The organism is Photobacterium leiognathi, from assembly GCF_030685535.1.
Classification (GTDB): Bacteria; Pseudomonadota; Gammaproteobacteria; order Enterobacterales; family Vibrionaceae; genus Photobacterium; species Photobacterium leiognathi.
The window spans coordinates 163742-181899 of the sequence record NZ_CP131601.1 but is presented as its reverse complement, the minus strand read 5'-3'; the positions used below and the strand labels follow the sequence as shown (position 1 = coordinate 181899).

General features: G+C 42.8%; 17 protein-coding genes. 11 read left to right on the top strand and 6 right to left on the bottom strand.

The window, feature by feature from the left end:
* Positions 1-44: 44 nt before the first annotated feature.
* Complete coding sequence (locus Q7674_RS07690) at positions 45-737, top strand: response regulator (protein WP_023933819.1); 693 nt, start codon at positions 45-47, stop codon at positions 735-737.
* Positions 737-2116, top strand: a complete 1380-nt coding sequence (gene cpxA / locus Q7674_RS07685) for an envelope stress sensor histidine kinase CpxA (protein ID WP_045063314.1) — start codon at positions 737-739, stop codon at positions 2114-2116. The genes Q7674_RS07690 and cpxA overlap by 1 nt, the downstream gene beginning before the upstream one ends.
* 1 nt (position 2117) lies before the next feature.
* Here cpxA and Q7674_RS07680 read toward each other — a convergent pair whose 3' ends face one another.
* Positions 2118-3728: a sensor domain-containing diguanylate cyclase gene (locus Q7674_RS07680; protein ID WP_045063315.1), complete on the bottom strand. Its 1611-nt coding sequence runs from the start codon at positions 3726-3728 to the stop codon at positions 2118-2120.
* A gap of 180 nt (positions 3729-3908) precedes the next feature.
* On the opposite strand from Q7674_RS07680, the gene Q7674_RS07675 reads away from it, so the two are divergent.
* Positions 3909-4373: a tRNA (cytidine(34)-2'-O)-methyltransferase gene (locus tag Q7674_RS07675; protein WP_008988160.1), complete on the top strand. Its 465-nt coding sequence runs from the start codon at positions 3909-3911 to the stop codon at positions 4371-4373.
* 59 nt (positions 4374-4432) lie between these two features.
* Here the strand turns inward: Q7674_RS07675 and cysE are convergent, their stop codons facing one another.
* From cysE to Q7674_RS07655, 4 genes are all read right to left on the bottom strand, one after another.
* The gene (gene cysE, locus Q7674_RS07670) at positions 4433-5254 is read right to left on the bottom strand and encodes a serine O-acetyltransferase (protein WP_008988161.1); all 822 of its coding nucleotides are present in this window, start codon (positions 5252-5254) and stop codon (positions 4433-4435) included.
* A 151-nt stretch (positions 5255-5405) separates the two neighbouring features.
* On the bottom strand, positions 5406-6422 hold the full coding sequence (gpsA, locus tag Q7674_RS07665; RefSeq protein WP_045063317.1) for an NAD(P)H-dependent glycerol-3-phosphate dehydrogenase: 1017 nt from the start codon (positions 6420-6422) through the stop codon (positions 5406-5408).
* Between the two features lie 17 nt (positions 6423-6439).
* Positions 6440-6901: a protein-export chaperone SecB gene (gene secB / locus Q7674_RS07660; RefSeq protein WP_008988163.1), complete on the bottom strand. Its 462-nt coding sequence runs from the start codon at positions 6899-6901 to the stop codon at positions 6440-6442.
* A 121-nt stretch (positions 6902-7022) separates the two neighbouring features.
* Positions 7023-7463, bottom strand: a complete 441-nt coding sequence (locus Q7674_RS07655; protein WP_045063318.1) for a rhodanese-like domain-containing protein — start codon at positions 7461-7463, stop codon at positions 7023-7025.
* Between the two features lie 418 nt (positions 7464-7881).
* On the opposite strand from Q7674_RS07655, the gene gpmM reads away from it, so the two are divergent.
* On the top strand, positions 7882-9423 hold the full coding sequence (gpmM, locus tag Q7674_RS07650; RefSeq protein WP_045063320.1) for a 2,3-bisphosphoglycerate-independent phosphoglycerate mutase: 1542 nt from the start codon (positions 7882-7884) through the stop codon (positions 9421-9423).
* Between the two features lie 8 nt (positions 9424-9431).
* On the top strand, positions 9432-10727 hold the full coding sequence (gene envC, locus Q7674_RS07645; protein ID WP_305423458.1) for a murein hydrolase activator EnvC: 1296 nt from the start codon (positions 9432-9434) through the stop codon (positions 10725-10727).
* Between the two features lie 88 nt (positions 10728-10815).
* On the opposite strand, the gene Q7674_RS07640 is transcribed toward envC, so the two are convergent.
* Entirely contained in the window at positions 10816-11454 is a 639-nt protein-coding gene (locus Q7674_RS07640) for a TetR/AcrR family transcriptional regulator (protein WP_045063323.1), read from the bottom strand.
* A 115-nt stretch (positions 11455-11569) separates the two neighbouring features.
* Between Q7674_RS07640 and rfaD the strand changes: the two genes are divergently transcribed.
* The 6 genes from rfaD to waaA are packed head-to-tail and all read left to right on the top strand — an operon-like array spanning position 11570 to position 18158.
* A complete protein-coding gene (rfaD, locus tag Q7674_RS07635) occupies positions 11570-12514 on the top strand; it encodes an ADP-glyceromanno-heptose 6-epimerase (RefSeq protein ID WP_305423454.1) in 945 nt (314 codons plus the stop codon).
* A 7-nt stretch (positions 12515-12521) separates the two neighbouring features.
* A complete protein-coding gene (gene lpxM / locus Q7674_RS07630; protein ID WP_045063326.1) occupies positions 12522-13478 on the top strand; it encodes a lauroyl-Kdo(2)-lipid IV(A) myristoyltransferase in 957 nt (318 codons plus the stop codon).
* 1 nt (position 13479) lies between these two features.
* Complete coding sequence (locus tag Q7674_RS07625) at positions 13480-14751, top strand: O-antigen ligase family protein (RefSeq protein WP_045063328.1); 1272 nt, start codon at positions 13480-13482, stop codon at positions 14749-14751.
* Positions 14748-15830 carry a glycosyltransferase family 4 protein gene (locus tag Q7674_RS07620; RefSeq protein WP_045063330.1) on the top strand — a complete coding sequence of 361 codons (1083 nt, stop codon included), beginning with the start codon at positions 14748-14750 and terminating at the stop codon, positions 15828-15830. The genes Q7674_RS07625 and Q7674_RS07620 overlap by 4 nt, the downstream gene beginning before the upstream one ends.
* A gap of 15 nt (positions 15831-15845) precedes the next feature.
* Positions 15846-16877, top strand: coding sequence for a lipopolysaccharide heptosyltransferase II (waaF, locus tag Q7674_RS07615; RefSeq protein ID WP_045063331.1), 1032 nt, complete (start codon positions 15846-15848; stop codon positions 16875-16877).
* 6 nt (positions 16878-16883) lie between these two features.
* Positions 16884-18158, top strand: a complete 1275-nt coding sequence (gene waaA / locus Q7674_RS07610) for a lipid IV(A) 3-deoxy-D-manno-octulosonic acid transferase (protein WP_045063334.1) — start codon at positions 16884-16886, stop codon at positions 18156-18158.

The following is an 18158-nucleotide window of genomic DNA, read 5'->3' as shown; positions in this document are numbered from 1 at the left end:
GCCTCATTATCTAATCAGCATTTCTATCTCTCATAGGATGACACATGGCGAAAATTTTACTGGTCGATGATGACGTTGAACTCACCGCATTATTAAAAGATATCTTAGAGTTAGAAGGCTTTGACGTGGTTGAAGCCAATAATGGCCAACAAGGATTAGAAAAGGTTGATAGCAGCATCGATCTCATTTTGCTTGATGTAATGATGCCAGTGATGAACGGAACAGAAATGCTCCGCCGCCTACGAGAATCCCACACTACCCCTGTAATGATGCTCACCGCCAAAGGGGATGAAATTGATCGCGTACTAGGGTTAGAGCTAGGTGCTGATGATTATCTGCCTAAACCATTCAGTGATCGTGAGCTACTGGCGCGAATGCGTGCAGTACTGCGTCGCACCCAAGGTAATAATGATAAAGCAGCCAACAAAGCGGATAAGTTAACCTACCAAGACATTGTGATTTATCCCGGTCGACAAGAAGTGTTTTGCCATGATCAAGCTATTGAGATGACAGGTACAGAACTTGCGCTACTGAGCTATTTTGTTCAACACCCAGGGCAAATTGTCGCTAAAGAAACCTTAAGCTTAGAAGTGCTCGGGAAACGCTTAGCCCAGTTTGATCGCGCTATCGATATGCATGTTTCTAACATTCGTAAGAAACTTCCAGAGCGTCTAGACGGCAAACCGAGGATCAAAACACTACGTGGTAAAGGTTACTTATTGGTAGAGGAAGCCTAATGAAATTTCCAGGGATCACCAGTCTATACGGCCGTATCTTTGCTATCTTTTGGTTCACGTTATTTGTGGTCGTAGTAACGATTGTACTGTTATTTCAACTCGACCCCCGTACCGGACAAGCGATCCCCGAGCCACACTTAAAACGGTTAGAAAGCACCGCCACCAATGTTTCTCAAGCGCTCACCTATCCACGTCATGATAATTTTAAACGCTTGTCTTTTGATCAGAAAATCCGCCGCTTAACCAAGCGTCGAGACAGCCATGATGATCAAATCTACTTCACTACGATTGATGGCGATATCATCGCACCACAAAAACATACTAAAGCACTGCGTAACTTTATTACGGTGTCGGATAACCCTGCGTCACCTAAACAGCGCCTTTACGGTCGCTGGATGATAGCAGGTCCTTTTGCTGTCAACACTCCTAACGGTGATATCTATATGTATAACGGCACCGTGTGGCGAGGAGCACCGCCGTTTATCATTCAAATATTAGATAAACCCTTTAAACTGCTGCTGGTTACCATGCTAGTCAGTACTCCATTTTTGTTGTGGCTTGCTTGGGCTGTAACGCGCCCTGCCAGACAGTTACAAGATGCCGCAGAGCGTGTCGCACAAGGGGAATTTACCGCCGATCCTAACCTAGAAACCGGACCTCGCGAATTCAAACAAGCTGGTGCGAGCTTTAATCAAATGGTTGGGGCATTAAATACCATGATCAGTGGACAGCAGCGTTTACTGTCTGATATCTCCCATGAACTACGCTCTCCTCTTACTCGTTTACGCATGGCAACAGCGCTCGCCCAACGCAAGCAAGGGAGCAGTAAAGAATTAAGCCGGATCGATACCGAAGCAGAACGACTAGAAACCATGATTGGTGAGTTATTAGAGCTCTCGCGTATGCAGGTAAATAGCCATCAACAAAACGAGCAACTTGATTGCCATACGTTATGGTATGAAATGCTAGAAGATGCGAAATTTGAAGCCGAGCAATGCCATAAAACGTTGCGTTATAACACGCTGCAAGATTGGTCTATCACTGGTAATCCTAATCTATTGATCAGTGCCCTTGAGAACGTTATTCGTAACGCGATCAAATATGGCAATGACGTCATTGAGCTCAATTTTTCAGTCCAGCAACACCTGCTCACCATTACCATTGACGATAATGGCGAGGGAGTGCCTGAAGCCGAATTAGACGATATTTTCCGCCCCTTTTATCGCGTTTCCACTGCCCGCGATCGTGATAGTGGCGGTACAGGGTTAGGGCTTGCAATTACAGAAAGCGCTATCCGCCAACATCGCGGTACCATTGAGGCAAAACAAAGCTCGCTAGGCGGATTAAATATCACGATTACGCTGCCGTTATGTCGTTAAGTTAGATAAAACAGGTTTGATTTTTGCCTTTACGTTTCGCCTGATACATTGCCATATCAGCTTGGTGCATCAATTCTTCAAGTGTGATTTCACCATTAAAGCAACACCCACCAATGCTTGAGTGGATATGAATATATGTATCAGGTGCAACTTCAAAGGGGCAACCTAACAGTTGTTGCAACGAAGCCGCATATTGCTCGGGGCTTTCTAAATGTTTCGCTGAAGATAGCAACACCGCAAATTCATCTCCACCTAAACGCGCTAACAATGCCTGTTTACCAAACACTTTACGCATTATCGATGCCATGTGTATCAGCACCTTATCTCCAGTCGCATGACCATATTGATCATTGATTGGCTTAAAATCATCTAAATCGATATAGAGTAAACACGCTGATTTTTCATCATGCATAAAGCTTTCAAGCATCAAATTGGCTTGGTTTACAAAGGCCATGCGATTAACAAGCCCAGTTAAACCATCATGATGCGCTAGTACATTGATCCGTTGATTATTGATATGCTCCTTTAACTGATAACGAGCAAACCAATAAGATAAAACCAAACTCAAAATAATCGCGATATAAACCAAGGTTTGATGATGTTCGATCGCCTTAATGAAATCGCCGCGCTTATCAAAAGCAACAAAAGAAATCAGCTTCCACGCCGTCGAATTGTTTTCCGTTACATGGTATTCCTGAAAACAGTAAGGGTTAACCCGCCCAACAGCACCCACAGATTCTATGGTCATCACACCTTTCGATGTCTCTATTTGCCCCGACTGCATTGCTTGGATTTGAACTTCCAGCTCAGGAAACTGCTGATAAATCGTTTGATCCTTTTTATCAGTAAACATAAAGGCAAATTCTTTTTCAGGGTGTAAATTGTTGTACAGAAAATACCCGTCACTGTTGACTAACATATAGTTAGTGCCGCCATTAAGATTGAATAAACCTAGCCCTTCCATTAAGTACTTGGCTAAATAGTTGATGATCACAATCCCTTGTTTATTCCCCTTTTTATCAAACACCGGGGCAGATAAACGGATCATCGGTTTATAAGGCACTTCGATAGCACCATGTTCAATATTTAAATCCAGTGGCGAGATGTAAATACCCTTATGCTGCAATTTAGCTGCTTCTTTAAAATAATAGCGATGCCTTTTCTGCTGCAATCCATTCGGCTGCACAATCAAAGCTCGCCCATCATTAAAATTGACGCGAACGACTTCATTGCCCTCTAAATCGAGATAACGCATTTGATCGTAGATCTCTTTTCGTTGACTAACCGACTTTAATGCTTCTGAAAAACGGGCAAGTAATAACGCCTTTTCTGCCTTATTTTCTAATGCCATCACCCGAAATATTTCATGGTTGATCGCAATATCTGAAAGCAGCGCGGTTTCTCTCACCACTGAGCCTATTACCACTTGAATATAGTTTTTCTTACCTACCAGTAGCGCTTTTTGCTGCACTTGAATATTGCTTTTACGTCGTTCGAGATCAGATTGTGAGTCGAAGTAAAAAATCGACATAAACACCGTCAACAACAATAAAAAGATCAACGTAAAGCGGACAAAGAAAAACTTGTATTCAGCAATAGTCAGATTTTTCATAGCAAGCAAGGTAAATTACACATAAGCAAAAAAAGGTTGCCGAGTATGCCTAATAGCAATACAAAAATCACAACAATTAATTTTATCGTTATTAACAATAACCTTTATTATTCTCAGTTTGCTTGTTCAGGCAGTGCTTGTCACAATGCACTATCTTTTGCGTTAATGAAGCGATGAGCTATGTTTGATATTGCGTTATATGAACCAGAAATTGCCCCAAATACTGGCAATATTATTCGTCTAAGTGCCAACTGTGGCGCAAACTTGCACTTAATTGAGCCACTAGGTTTTGATCTTGATGAAAAGAAAGTGCGTCGTGCAGGATTGGACTACCATGATTTAGCCCATGTCCATCGCCATAAAGACTTCGCCGCTTTCATGGAAGCAATGCAAGGCCGTCGTATTTTTGCTTGTACGACAAAAACTACCAACTTCCATACTAACGCAAAGTTCGAACAAGGTGATGTGCTGCTATTTGGCCCTGAAACCCGTGGCTTGCCTGCTGAGTTCATTGCCAGTCTTCCGCTTGAACAGCGCTTACGTATTCCAATGCAACCTGATAGCCGTAGCCTTAACTTATCAAATGCAGTGGCGATCATCTCATTTGAAGCATGGCGCCAAATGGGCTTTAACGGCGCGGTATAAAAACAAAAACGGCGATCAAATGATCGCCGTTTTCAAATCTTGTGTTTCAAACAATATAGTTAAATACCATCACCTTGTGTGAAGGTTTGGGATGAGCCATTAAATTGCTGATCCATATCCATTGATGGCTTATCAGTACTTGGTCGACCCACCACTTTTGCTGGAATACCTGCAACAGTGGTATGCGCAGGCACTGGGTTTAATACCACAGAGCAAGAACCAATTTTCGCCCCTTCGCCCACTTCAATATTACCTAGCACTTTCGCACCAGCACCAATCATCACACCTTCACGAATTTTCGGGTGACGGTCGCCGCCTTCTTTACCTGTACCACCTAGCGTCACGTCTTGCAAAATCGAGACGTCGTTTTCAACCACGGCAGTTTCGCCAATCACAATTCCCGTTGCATGGTCAAACATTATCCCTCGACCGATTTTCGCTGCCGGATGCACATCCACCTGACACGCCACTGAGATTTGGTTTTGTAGATACACAGCTAATGCTTTTCGATCTTGTTTCCACAACCAGTTTGCAACACGGTAGCCCTGTAGCGCATGGCAACCTTTTAAATACAGCAGTGGAATAGAATACATTTCAATCGCCGGATCGCGCTCAACGACAGCACGAATATCACAAGAAGCCGCTTCAACAATATTGCAATCACTGGCAAAAGCTTCTTCAATCACTTCTCGTACTGCCATCGCAGGCATTGATGGCGTGGCTAATTTATTGGCTAAGATATAACTCAATGCAGAGGCTAAATCATCATGCTTAATAATGGTGGCGTGATAAAAACTCGCCAGCATAGGTTCATGCTCTGACTGCTCGCGTGCTTCCTGCTTGATCGCTTGCCAAAGCTGGTGTTGTTGACATTGCTTCACGTCACCCTCTGCTACTTAATGTATTCTATTTATAACTATACTTAATTGGTCAGGTATTACTTTAACCTGATTGCAAAAAAAAACAACGCGAGCCGAGGCTCGCGTTATTGAAACAGTAGATAATAAGGCACTGACCTTTGATATCTTGCTGTTATTCGTATTTTTTCTCGCGTGCTAACAATTCTTTAGCCGCTTCACGGGCATCTTTACCTTGATAAAGTACTTGGTAAATTTGCTCAGTGATTGGCATCTCAACACCGTTACGTTTCGCTAATTGCCAAACTTCTTTGGTATTACGATACCCTTCAACAACTTGACCAATATCTTGCTGTGCTTGCTCAACGCTTTTACCTGCACCTAATGCTAAACCAAATCGACGGTTACGTGATTGGTTATCAGTACATGTCAGCACAAGATCGCCAAGGCCAGCCATGCCCATAAAGGTTTCAGGCTGTGCTCCTAAGGCAGCACCAAGGCGGCACATTTCAGCAAGACCACGAGTAATTAACGCTGTACGCGCATTAGCACCAAAGCCAATACCGTCAGACATACCCGCACCAATGGCGATAACGTTCTTCACTGCGCCACCTAATTGCATGCCGATAAAGTCACTGTTGCTATACACCCTAAAGGTTTTATCACAATGAATTTTTTCTTGAAGATCGGCAACAAATTCAGCATCAGGAGAGGCAACAGAAATCGCGGTTGGTAAACCCGCAGCCAGCTCTTGCGCAAATGTTGGCCCTGATAACACCGCAAGCGGTACATCACTGCCTAACGCATCAACCGCAACATCTTTCAGTAAACGTCCAGTTTCAGGTTCAAGTCCCTTGGTTGCCCAACAGATACGAGAATCAGAACGTAGGAACGGTTTAACTTGCGATAACACCATGCCAAAAACATGGCTTGGAACTACAACAAGGATGTCACGACTGCCTTCCACTGCATCTTGTAAGTTTGACGTTACAATCAATGAATCAGGGAAGCGCACACCAGGAAGAAACGCTTCATTGGCACGATCAATTTCCAACTGTGCCATGTGCTCAGGCTCATGGCCCCACAAAATGACGTTCGCGCCATTTCGAGATAGTGCAATCGCCAGTGCGGTACCGTAAGATCCTGCACCCAACACGGCCATTGAAATCGTATTATTCGCGTTCTTAGTCATAATTGTTACTTTGCTTATTAAGCTTCTGCGTTCGCTTCAGCTTGGTTTTGTAGGTAGTTCATGAACAACGCATCAAAGTTAACTGGTGCTAGGTTCAATTGTGGGAACGTACCTTTAACCACTAGGCTTGAGATAGTTTCGCGAGCGTATGGGAATAGGATGTTTGGACAGAACGCACCTAGACAATGTGCTAGTTGTGGTGCTTCCATACCTGCAACAGTGAAAATACCACCTTGTTGTACTTCACATAGGAATGCATTTTCTTCTGCGTTCTTAACTGTCACAGTTAGACGAAGCACAACTTCGTAAACACCTTCAGCTAGTTCACGGCTTTGAGTATCAAGATCTAATTTCACATCTGGGTTCCATTCTTTTTGGAACATGTCAGGTGAGTTTGGCGCTTCAAAAGAAACGTCTTTTAGGAAGATACGTTGAATTTGGAAGTTTTGTTGTGCGTCTGTATTTGCTGCTTCAGCCATTTCCGGAGTCCTTTTTTATGCTCGTCAATGCGAGATTGAATACGCCAGCCATCGTGCTAACCACAGGCTGTATTAAATAAATGGCGGCAGCGTGTTTACCCTACCGCAAAATATGTGCGACTTACTTTTTACCTTTACTTTTTACTAGCGGTAAATTCGCTTCGTTCCATGCAATTAAGCCATCTTTTAGAACGTTAACGTTAGTAAAGCCTGCTTTATTTAGGTCATCTGCCGTAGTTTGTGCAGTTTGACCTGTCTTACATACCACTATAATTGGGGCTGATTTATGTTTATCAAGCTCACCAAGGTTTTGTTCTTTAATTTGGCTTGGTAAAGCGTGAAGTGAGCCCGCAATATGACCTTTACGGTATTCATCACGAGAGCGAATATCAACAAATACACCCTCTTCACGGTTTACTAATACTGTCGCATCATTAATGCCAATGACTTTGTAAGTTGCTGTTTTTTCTTTCACCATTGAACCAATGATGGCAACAACTAAACCCACCCACACTAAAGATAAAATCGGATTACTTGTAAAAAAATCAATATATTGTTGCATTTGCTTCGCTCTGCTTCATGGCTGACTCGCAACCAAGATTAACGGGATTTTTAAAAGATTTTGAGTATACCGTTGTTACCTGTCATGTACAGCACACGGTATTGATTCCGCGCTTCAACTCACTTGTTGACGTAAATAAGTCAGCGCACGCCTCAGTATAAAAGCTAATCACAGCCTTACCTATTAATGAAATAGAAAAAAACTGTGATCTAGGACTTACACTCGAGACAATAAATGCATATATTTTGTCGAATAGGTCACAATACGTCCGACGCTTAGTTTGATCTTCTCCTACAGTTTCTCATCAATTCTGTAGTAAAATTACGTAAAGGGATATTGCAATTACCTTAAAGCTGCCTATTCAATAGACGTTTAAGGCAATTGATATAGATTTATTTTATTCGAAGAGGGACAGGACATGTCTGCGAAGAAACCACTTGCACTTGTTATTCTAGATGGTTGGGGCTACCGCGAAGATAATGCGGATAACGCTATTGCTAACGCTAATACACCAGTAATGGATGAGCTACTTGCTCATAGTCCTAACACCCTAATTTCAGCTTCAGGTATCGATGTTGGCCTACCAGATGGTCAAATGGGTAACTCTGAAGTAGGTCACACCAACATTGGTGCTGGTCGTGTGGTATACCAAGATCTTACTCGTATCACTAAAGCGATCAGCGACGGTGAATTCTTCGAAAACGCGGCACTGGTTTCTGCTATCGATAAAGCAGTAAATGCAGGTAAAGCGGTTCATATCTTAGGTCTTCTATCTCCAGGTGGCGTACACAGCCACGAAGATCACATTGCTGCAGCCATTGAAATGGCAGCAAAACGTGGTGCAGAGAAGATCTACCTTCACGCATTCCTAGATGGTCGTGATACTCCACCTCGTAGCGCGAAAAATTCACTAGTTCGCTTCAATGAGCTATTTGCAAAACTAGGTAAAGGTCGTACAGCTTCTCTTATCGGTCGTTACTACGCTATGGACCGCGATAACAACTGGGATCGCGTTGAACAAGCATACAACCTACTAACTGCAGCTAAAGCTGAATACACAGTAGCAAACGCGGTTGATGGTCTAGCAGCAGCTTACGAGCGTGACGAAAACGATGAGTTTGTTAAAGCAACAGAAATCCGCGCTGAAGGTCAAGAAGCAGCAATCATGGAAGATGGCGACAGCGTTATTTTCATGAACTACCGTGCTGACCGTGCTCGTGAAATCACGCGTGCATTTGAGCCAGGTTTCACTGCATTTGAGCGTGAGCAGTTCCCTCAACTATCTGATTTCGTAATGCTAACGCAATACGCTGCAGACATTGAGCTAACAACAGCATTTCCACCTGCAAGCCTAGATAACACACTAGGTGAGTGGCTATCGAAGAAAGGTAAGAAGCAGCTACGTATCTCTGAAACAGAGAAATACGCACACGTAACGTTCTTCTTCAACGGTGGTGTTGAAAACGAGTTTGACGGTGAATCACGCCAGCTTGTTGCTTCACCAAAAGTAGCAACTTACGATCTACAGCCTGAAATGAGCGCACCAGAGCTAACTGAAAAGCTTGTTGCTGCAATCAAAGGCGGCGAGTTTGACATGATCATCTGTAACTACCCTAACGGTGATATGGTTGGTCACACTGGTGTTTACGATGCGGCAGTAAAAGCTTGTGAAGCACTAGATACTTGCCTAGGTAAAGTAGTAGCTGCAATCAAAGAAGCTGACGGTCAACTATTGATCACAGCTGACCACGGTAACGCAGAAATGATGGTTGATCCGGCAACTGGCGGTATCCACACTGCACACACTAACCTACCAGTACCGCTTATTTACGTAGGTGGTAAAGACTTAGAGCTTAAGTCTGGTGGTAAACTGTCAGATCTTGCACCAACGATGCTTTCACTAACAGATATGGAAATCCCTGCAGAGATGTCTGGTCAGGTGCTATACAATCTGAAATAATTATCTCCATGCGAGATATGATTAGAAAACATCTAAACAAAAAAATCCGCGCCAGTGCATTATGCACTGGCGCTTTACTATGCATGGCATTTGCGGTTCCATGTGCAGCGTCCAGTCAAAACCAGCTCGATGGCGTAAAACAGGAAATCTCACGCCAAAAAAATCAACTGGCAAGCAAGCAAAAGAAATACAACAGCTTGCAACAAGCATTGAAACAACACGAACTGAACATTGCCAAAGCTGCAAATGATATTCATGCGACAAACAATCAATTAGCCACGATTAAACGCACAATTGATAAGTTAAACGCCGAACAAGCAGAGCTTGAGCAAAAACAACAGCAACAAAAAGCGGTTGTTGCTTCTCTTCTCAACGCCCAGTTTCGTCAAGGTAAAGACAGCGATATCGCCAGCCTACTCAGTGGCGAAGATTCAACACGCCTTGATCGCATGACAACCTACGCTGAACACATCAGTAAAGCTCGTGTTGAAGCCATTGATGCACTCGATGCCACACAAACTGAAATTCAGATGAAAGTGCACGAGCTTAAAGAGCAAAAAACAGAGCAACAACAAGCGCTCAATGCACTTAAGCAACAAAAACAAACACTGGATCAACAGCAACAATCACGTCAAAAGACGCTCTCTAGCATTAAGAATCAAATTACCAGTGGTAACGAAGACTTAGCAGAGCTTCAGGCGAACGAAAAACGCATGATTGCAGCTATTGCTAAAGCAAAAGCAGAAGCAGAACGTCGTGCTCGTGAAGAGGCCGAACGCAGAGCCCGCGAAAAAGCGGCAGCTGAAGCACGTATCAAAGCCGCGAAAGAAGCCAAAGAACGCGCGGCAGCTGAAGCAGAAGCTCGCGAAATCGACCAGCAATATGCACGTCAACAAGCACGTGTACCAATGGACGGTTTAGCACGTCATAAAGGCAAGCTTTATTGGTCAGTGAAAGGTCCTATCCTGCATAACTATGGCTCACTACAACGTGGTCAATTGCATTGGAAAGGCATGGTATTTAGTAAACCACTTGGTAGCCAAGTACGCGCTATTTACTCTGGTCGTATCGTGTTTGCCGATTGGCTACGTGGCTATGGTTTGATGATTGGTATTGATCACGGTAAAGGTGATATGAGTTTCTATGGCTATAACCAGACCCTACTGAAAAAAGTCGGTGATACGGTACAAGCCGGAGAGCCTATTGCCCTCGTCGGTGATAGTGGCGGTCAGGAAAAACCAGGACTCTACTTTGAGATCCGCCGTAAAGGGCAACCAACCAATCCTAAACCTTGGTTGGACTAAGCTAAGCTCTAACTAATACAAAAAAGGTTGGCGATATTTCTATCCCAACCTTTTTTATTATCTCTTTATTCGCAACTACATCTTCACGCTAGGATTGCTGCTCTTTTTGTTCGTAGTACTGCTTTAATGCTTCGACTCGCTCTCTACCCTTCAATGTCGCCAGTGGTCTGACAATATTCAGTATTTGAATCACCCCTTTATAAATCACCGTAGGGGTAATTCTAGCACCAGCAACTTGTGTAGTTTGATAACTGATCCAGCTCGATGCCACCATCAATAATGTGTCTGCTAAGGTCTTTAGATCGTCATCATCAATATCAACCAAACCACCTTCTTTTAAACTTTGCATCAATACCGCAATATTGCTACGCAGTTGTGCTTGTGCATCTAAGTACTTAAGCTGCAATTCAGGATCACGACGTAAGATGTCAGGCAAATTGGCGTAGAAAAAACGATAACGCCACATCAGTAAAAACACAGCATCAAGATAACTTAAAAGGCTTTCGGTAGTTTCCGCTTCGCTACGCGGTTGAAAACTTACTTGCAAGTCTGTGGCATACAAATCAAAAATGCTGTGGATGATTTGCTCTTTATTACGAAAGTGATAGTAAAGGTTTCCCGGACTTATCCCGAGATCGGCGGCGATATGGTTCGTCGTTACGTTTGGCTCACCTTTCTCGTTAAATAACGCTAATGCCGCATGAATAATTCTGTCTCGGGTTTTCATTTCATTGACTTCCTTCGCCCTTCTGCTGCATATAATGTTATCATAAGTTAACGTTTTTTTGGTTTTGTAGGTCGATAACTACAAGCCGTTATTTCATCAATGAAGGATTTCTCCCATGATAATTGTTACTGGCGGCGCCAGCATGATCGGCAGCAACATCGTAAAGGCCCTCAACGAGCAAGGTCGTAACGATATTTTAGTGGTGGATAACCTCAAAGACGGCACTAAATTTGCCAACCTTGTGGATTTAGATATTGCCGACTACATGGATAAAGAAGACTTCATCACCCAAATCATGGCGGGTGATGAGTTTGGTCACATTGATGCTATCTTCCATGAAGGTGCTTGCTCTGCAACCACTGAATGGGACGGTAAATACATGATGCTAAACAACTATGAATACTCAAAAGAGCTATTACATTATTGTTTAGAACGTGAAATTCCATTCTTATACGCCTCTTCTGCTGCAACCTATGGTGGTCGCGACCATGATTTCATTGAAGAGAAGCCTTATGAAGGTGCGCTAAACGTCTACGGTTACTCAAAACAGCAATTTGATAACTACGTACGCCGCATTTGGCAAGATGCTGAAGCACATGGCGAGAAACTCTCTCAGATCACTGGTTTCCGTTATTTCAACGTGTATGGTCCTCGTGAACAACATAAGGGCAGCATGGCTTCTGTTGCTTTCCACCTCAACAGCCAAATTAATGCTGGCGGTAATCCAAAACTGTTTGAAGGTTCAGAGAACTTCAAACGTGATTTCGTCTACGTCGGCGATGTGTGCAAAATGAACCTATGGTTCCTAGAAAATGGCGTATCCGGTATTTTTAACTGCGGTACGGGTAACGCAGAATCGTTCCAAGCTGTCGCTGACGCGGTCGTTAAATTCCACGGTAAAGGTGACGTTGAATCTGTTCCGTTCCCTGAACACTTAAAAGGTCGCTACCAAGCATATACTCAAGCAGATTTAACAAAAGTACGTGCAGCAGGTTACCCAGAACCGTTTAAATCCGTTGCTGAAGGTGTTGCTGAATACATGGCTATTTTAAATAAATAATAACGATATGATTGATAACCATTACGACAAACAAGCCTATAACCCACAGTTTGAGTGGTCATTTTTACATCCTAAATACTGGGGAACTTGGCTTGCAGTATTACTGGCATCTTTGTTTTGCTTACTGCCACATAAGATGCGTCGCGCCATTGCAAGTACCTTTGCTAAACAAGCAATCAAGCTTAATAGTAAAGCGAATCGCCGTGCGCGCGTAAACTTGCAAATGTGCTTTCCTGAAAAAACTGAGGCTGAGCGTGAAGAGATCTTACTGCAAAGCATCACTACCGCGGGTACATTTTTACTAGGGTTTGCATCATTAAGTGTCCGCAGCAAATTCTGGCTAGAAGATAATACCGAGATCCGTGGGATGGAGAACCTCACCACTCTCACCGATCAGCAGCAAAGCGTGATTTTATTGGTTCCTCACACTTGGGCAATTGATATTCCTGCAGTGCTACTCGCATCACGCGGTTTGCCAGTATCTGCGATGGCGAAAAAACAGAAAAATCCCGTCTCAGACTGGTTGATGCATCGTCAACGCGTGCAATACGGCGGTCGTGTTTATGAGCGCAGTGGTGGTATTAAACCATTTATCAAATCAATTCGTGAAGGGTACTTAGGTTATTACTTACCTGATGAAGATCTTGGCCCTGAGCACAGTGTATTTGTTAATTTCTTCGGTACAACTAAAGCAACGATGTCCGGTCTTGGTCGACTATCTAAATTAAGCCGCGCGAAAATCGTCCCTCTGTTTGCTATGTACAACAGTGAAACAGGCAAATATGAATTAGATTTTTACCCTGCTCTGCCTTTCCCTAGTGAAACAGAAGAGCAAGATGCTCGTATGATGAACGAATGTATTGAGCAATACGTTGGTGAACGTCCAGAACAATATATGTGGATTCTGCGTTTATTAAAGACACGTCCGAATAGTGATGAGAATCCGTATCAGGTAAAGAAATAAAATGAATCTTCTTCGCTTTTTAAATCGTGAAATAATCATAAGCTTGCTCGTCGCAAGCTTTCCTATTTTATGCCTTGCTTACGGTAAAGGTTATAACTTACCACCAATTTTATTATTAGTAGCTGCACTTGGGTTTTGTTGGCAATTCAAAAAAGTTAACTATACAACACAAGTGAAATGGGTATTAAGTAGCTTTAGCATTTACTTTCTCACCTATTTAGCCTCAACGCTTTATTACGGTGGAAGCCTTTCTGAAATCGATATGCCTAGCCGTTTTGTATTAGTGCTACCTATATTTCTATTACTACTGCTCTATCCACCGAAAGTTAATATCTTGACTTCAGGTTTTATCATCGGCTCCATCATTGCGGGTGTTGTAGCAATGATTCACATTTATGATTTTAAAACAGGTAGAGCCTTTAGTGATTTATACAAAAGTATTCACCCATCATTAAAAGGCTATATGCCTATTCAGTCTGGTAATATGGCAATGACGTTAGGGGTAATAAGCCTCACTATTAGTCTTTATTATCTAGACCAAAAGTCATGGTGGAAATTTACGCTCAGTTTAATTGCAGCACTTTTAGGTATCTATGCCAGTTTTCTTTCAGGAAGTCGTGGCGGCTGGATATTTTTACCTATTGCTATCATTTATTTAGCCTTCAGTAATCGTCAATTTATTTCTAAAAAAATAGCTATATTTAGCATTGTTGTTCTTGGAACTGCTGTATTTTCTCTTAGCCAGAATATGGAAATAAAAACACGTTTAAATGAAGCTACCCAAGAGATTGTGCAGTATCAAAAAGGTCATGATCAAACCTCTTCTTTAGGTGCTCGGTTTGAACTTTGGAAAAGCGCTATTTACACCACAGAACAGCACCCTATTATTGGTGCAGGTTACCAAGGTAGAGAAGTACTAAGAGAAAAGTGGGCGCATGAAGGTCTTGTGAATGCACAAGTGATTAAAAACTTTTTAGATTCACACTCCCATAACCAATTCTTAGAAGATTTATCTGTCCGTGGTGTTATTGGACTAGCAGCACTACTCGCTATTTTTATTATTCCTCTGAGTATCTTTGTCAAAAATCATAATATTGCAAACTCGCCTCAACAAAAAATGCTCAACCAGTGTGGTGCTATCAGTGTGATCATGATGATAGGTTACTGTTTGTCTCAAGCTATGTTCCGCCATAATTCGGGAATGATTTTTTATTCTCTAATGACAGTCATTCTTCTAGCAACAAGCATTTCAATGAGAGAGAAACGATCATGAGAATACTCGTATTAAGTTCTTATTTAGATGCTTGGAACAGCGTTAGGCCAGAAGCCGAAATGTGTATCGAGATGGTCAAACAAGGTCACGAAGTCACTATTATCACTCAAGGTGATGCTCCTTATGTCGAGCGTTTTCGTGAAGCTGGAATAACGGTTATCGATTGCTACCCAAGTCGTAAAATTTGCTTCAGAACAATAAAAACAATTCGTCATGAACTACGCCAACACCATTATGATGTGGTGTATGCACTTAACTCTAAGACTATCCCTAACGCTGCGTTTGCTTGTATTGGTTTTCCAGATACAAAACTTATCAGCTACCGTGGCACTGTTGGTGGTATTTATCGTCATGACCCATCATCATATTTAACGCATCTTCATCCTCGCGTGAATGGGATTTCTTGTGTCGCAGAAGCGGTTACAGAGTCAGTGCGAAGCGTTGTTAAGTTAGCACCTGAAAAAGTTCAAACCATTTATAAAGGTCATGATTTAGCTTGGTATCAAGCAGATGCTCTGCCACGAGAGCAACTCGGCTTAACCGATGATGATATTATTGTTACCTGTGTTGCCAATGCACGTAAATCTAAAGGCGTTCATGTTCTGCTTGATGCAGCTAAGCAGTTAGCCGATATCGACAATCTACATCTAGTACTCGTTGGTCGTGATATGGATACGGAAGAAAATAACCAACTGGCAGCAAACAGTGGCATGCAAAGTCGTATTCACTTTTTAGGTTATCGCTCTGATGTACCTGAAATCATGGCGACATCCGATATCCAGGTACAGCCATCTATTAGCGGTGAAGGTCTACCCAAAACAATTATCGAAGCGATGGCAATGGCAAAACCTTCCGTTGTCACAACCACTGGCGGCAGTAAAGAGTTAGTAGAAGAAGGTAAAACTGGTTTTGTGGTCGAAACCAATAATCCTCAAGCATTAGCTGATAAAATTAAACAATTAGCAGAGTCTGAAACTATACGCGTTGAAATGGGGCAAAATGCACAACAACGATTAAAAGCGCATTTTTCAATCCAAGAAACAACAAAGCAACAGCTGAACTTCTTTCAAAGCGTTTAAAACAACGGTTGTAATGTGAAAATATTAATTATTGGCCCATCATGGGTTGGCGACATGGTGATGTCACAATGTCTTTATACCGAGCTTAAAAAGCTTCACCCAGACGCTATCATTGATGTAATGGCACCCGGTTGGTGTAAGCCCGTACTCGAGCGTATGCCTGAGGTTAATCAAGCAATTGAAATGCCTCTTGGACATGGCGATCTCAACCTGTTTGCTCGCTATCAATTAGGTAAAATTCTTCGCGATGACAGCTATGATCATGCGTATGTTTTACCTAACTCAGCCAAATCAGCATTAATCCCCTTATTTGCCAAGATCCCTGTTCGTACCGGCTGGAAAGGTGAGATGCGTTACGGCTTACTCAATGATCTGCGCAATAACAAAAAATCATTCAACTTGATGATTGAACGCTATATTGCACTAGCGCATCCAGCAACGGAAATGACAGGCTCTGGCTGTTTAACTGATATGCCACATCCAAAGCTCACCATCGACGCCACCGCTCAAAATGAAGCACTAACTAAATTCGGTTTAAACCGAGAAAGAACCGTGATTGGCTTATGTCCTGGCGCTGAATTTGGTCCAGCAAAACGTTGGCCTGAGCAACATTTTGCAAAAGCAGCCGCAACGCTGATAGAGCAAGGTAACCAAGTATGGTTATTCGGCTCAGCAAAAGATCGTGAAGTGACCGATAAAATCAAAGCTAGCCTGCCGCAGGAAATGCAAACGCATTGCCAAAATCTTGCTGGTAACACGTCTTTAATCGAGGCGATTGATTTACTTGCTGCCTGTACAACCGTCGTTAGCAATGATTCTGGTCTGATGCATATTTCAGCCGCTGTTGGCTGTAATATCGTAGCATTATACGGTTCAACATCACCAGGTTATACCCCACCGCTAGCTGAGCATGTTGAAGTATTAAATACCGATATCAGTTGTCGCCCATGCTTTAAGCGCGAGTGTCCATTAGGTCATTTGAAGTGTTTAACAGAGCTGACACCTGATTTAGTGGTTGATGCAATCAATAAGTTGCAACAAGCGTAAGTAAATATGTTACTTAGAATCGTTTATACCTTACTGCTTGCTCTGGCTTCCCCGTTACTTCTGTTTGGACTATACAAACAAAAGCCTGGGAAACCTCGTTTTGGCGAGCGTTGGAAAGAACACTTTGGTTTTACGCCTATGGTTAATGGTAAGAAACCTATTTGGATCCATGCCGCATCGGTTGGAGAATCTATTGCGATCACGCCGCTAATCAAAGCGCTGAAAGAACAATATCCAGCACAAGCTATCGTGGTTACGACAACAACGAGTACTGGCGCCGAGCAAATAGCCAAGCTAGGTGATTTGGTTGAACACCGCTACATGCCGATTGATTTTGCTTGGTGTGTACGAGGCTTTCTCAAAGCGGTACAACCCAAGCTGATGCTGATTGTTGAAAAAGAACTCTGGCTCAATACGCTAGCAACTGTTAAAAAACAGCAGATTCCAATTGTAATAGCTAATGCTCGCTTATCAGAACGCTCTGCTCAACGTTATCAATCGGCCGCGTTTTTCACCAAACCACTACTCAATAATGTCGATAGCATTCTTTGTCTTCATCAAGACGACGCAAAACGTTTTATCGATATTGGAGCGGCTAAAGAGAAGGTTACGGTAACAGGCTCAATTAAATACGATCTTACTATTGCGCCAACGGTCTTTGAGTACGCTGCACAATTACGTTCTCAGTTAGGTCAAGATCGCCCTGTATTCATTGCTGCGAGCACTCACAAAGGTGAAGATGAGCAGGTCTTTATAGCTTTTAAGACGATATTGCAGCACAACGAGAAAGCATTACTCATCATCGTTCCTCGTCATCCTGAACGCTTCAATGATGTTGAAATGTTGGCAAAACAGCAATTTCAATTGTCCGTGCATCGCCGTACCAATAACGCTGAATTCATACCACAAACCCATGTATATTTAGCCGATACCATGGGTGAGATGTTATTACTTCTTGCTAGTAGTGATGTTGCGTTTGTCGGGGGAAGCTTGATCGGTGATAAAGTCGGTGGACATAATCTACTCGAACCTGCAGCTGTAGGAAAACCTGCTATCACAGGCCCTAGCTACTACAACTTTATCGATATTACAGAGCAACTACTGCAAGCTGACGCGATAGAGATCTGCCAAGATAGTGCCGAGCTAGCAAAACAAGTAATTGAGTTGTTTGATAACCCAGAGCGTCAATATGTAATGGGAGAAAACGCTAAAAAAGTGGTAGAGCAAAATCAGGGCGCGGTACAACGCACCATTGATAATATAACTAACTACCTGCATTAA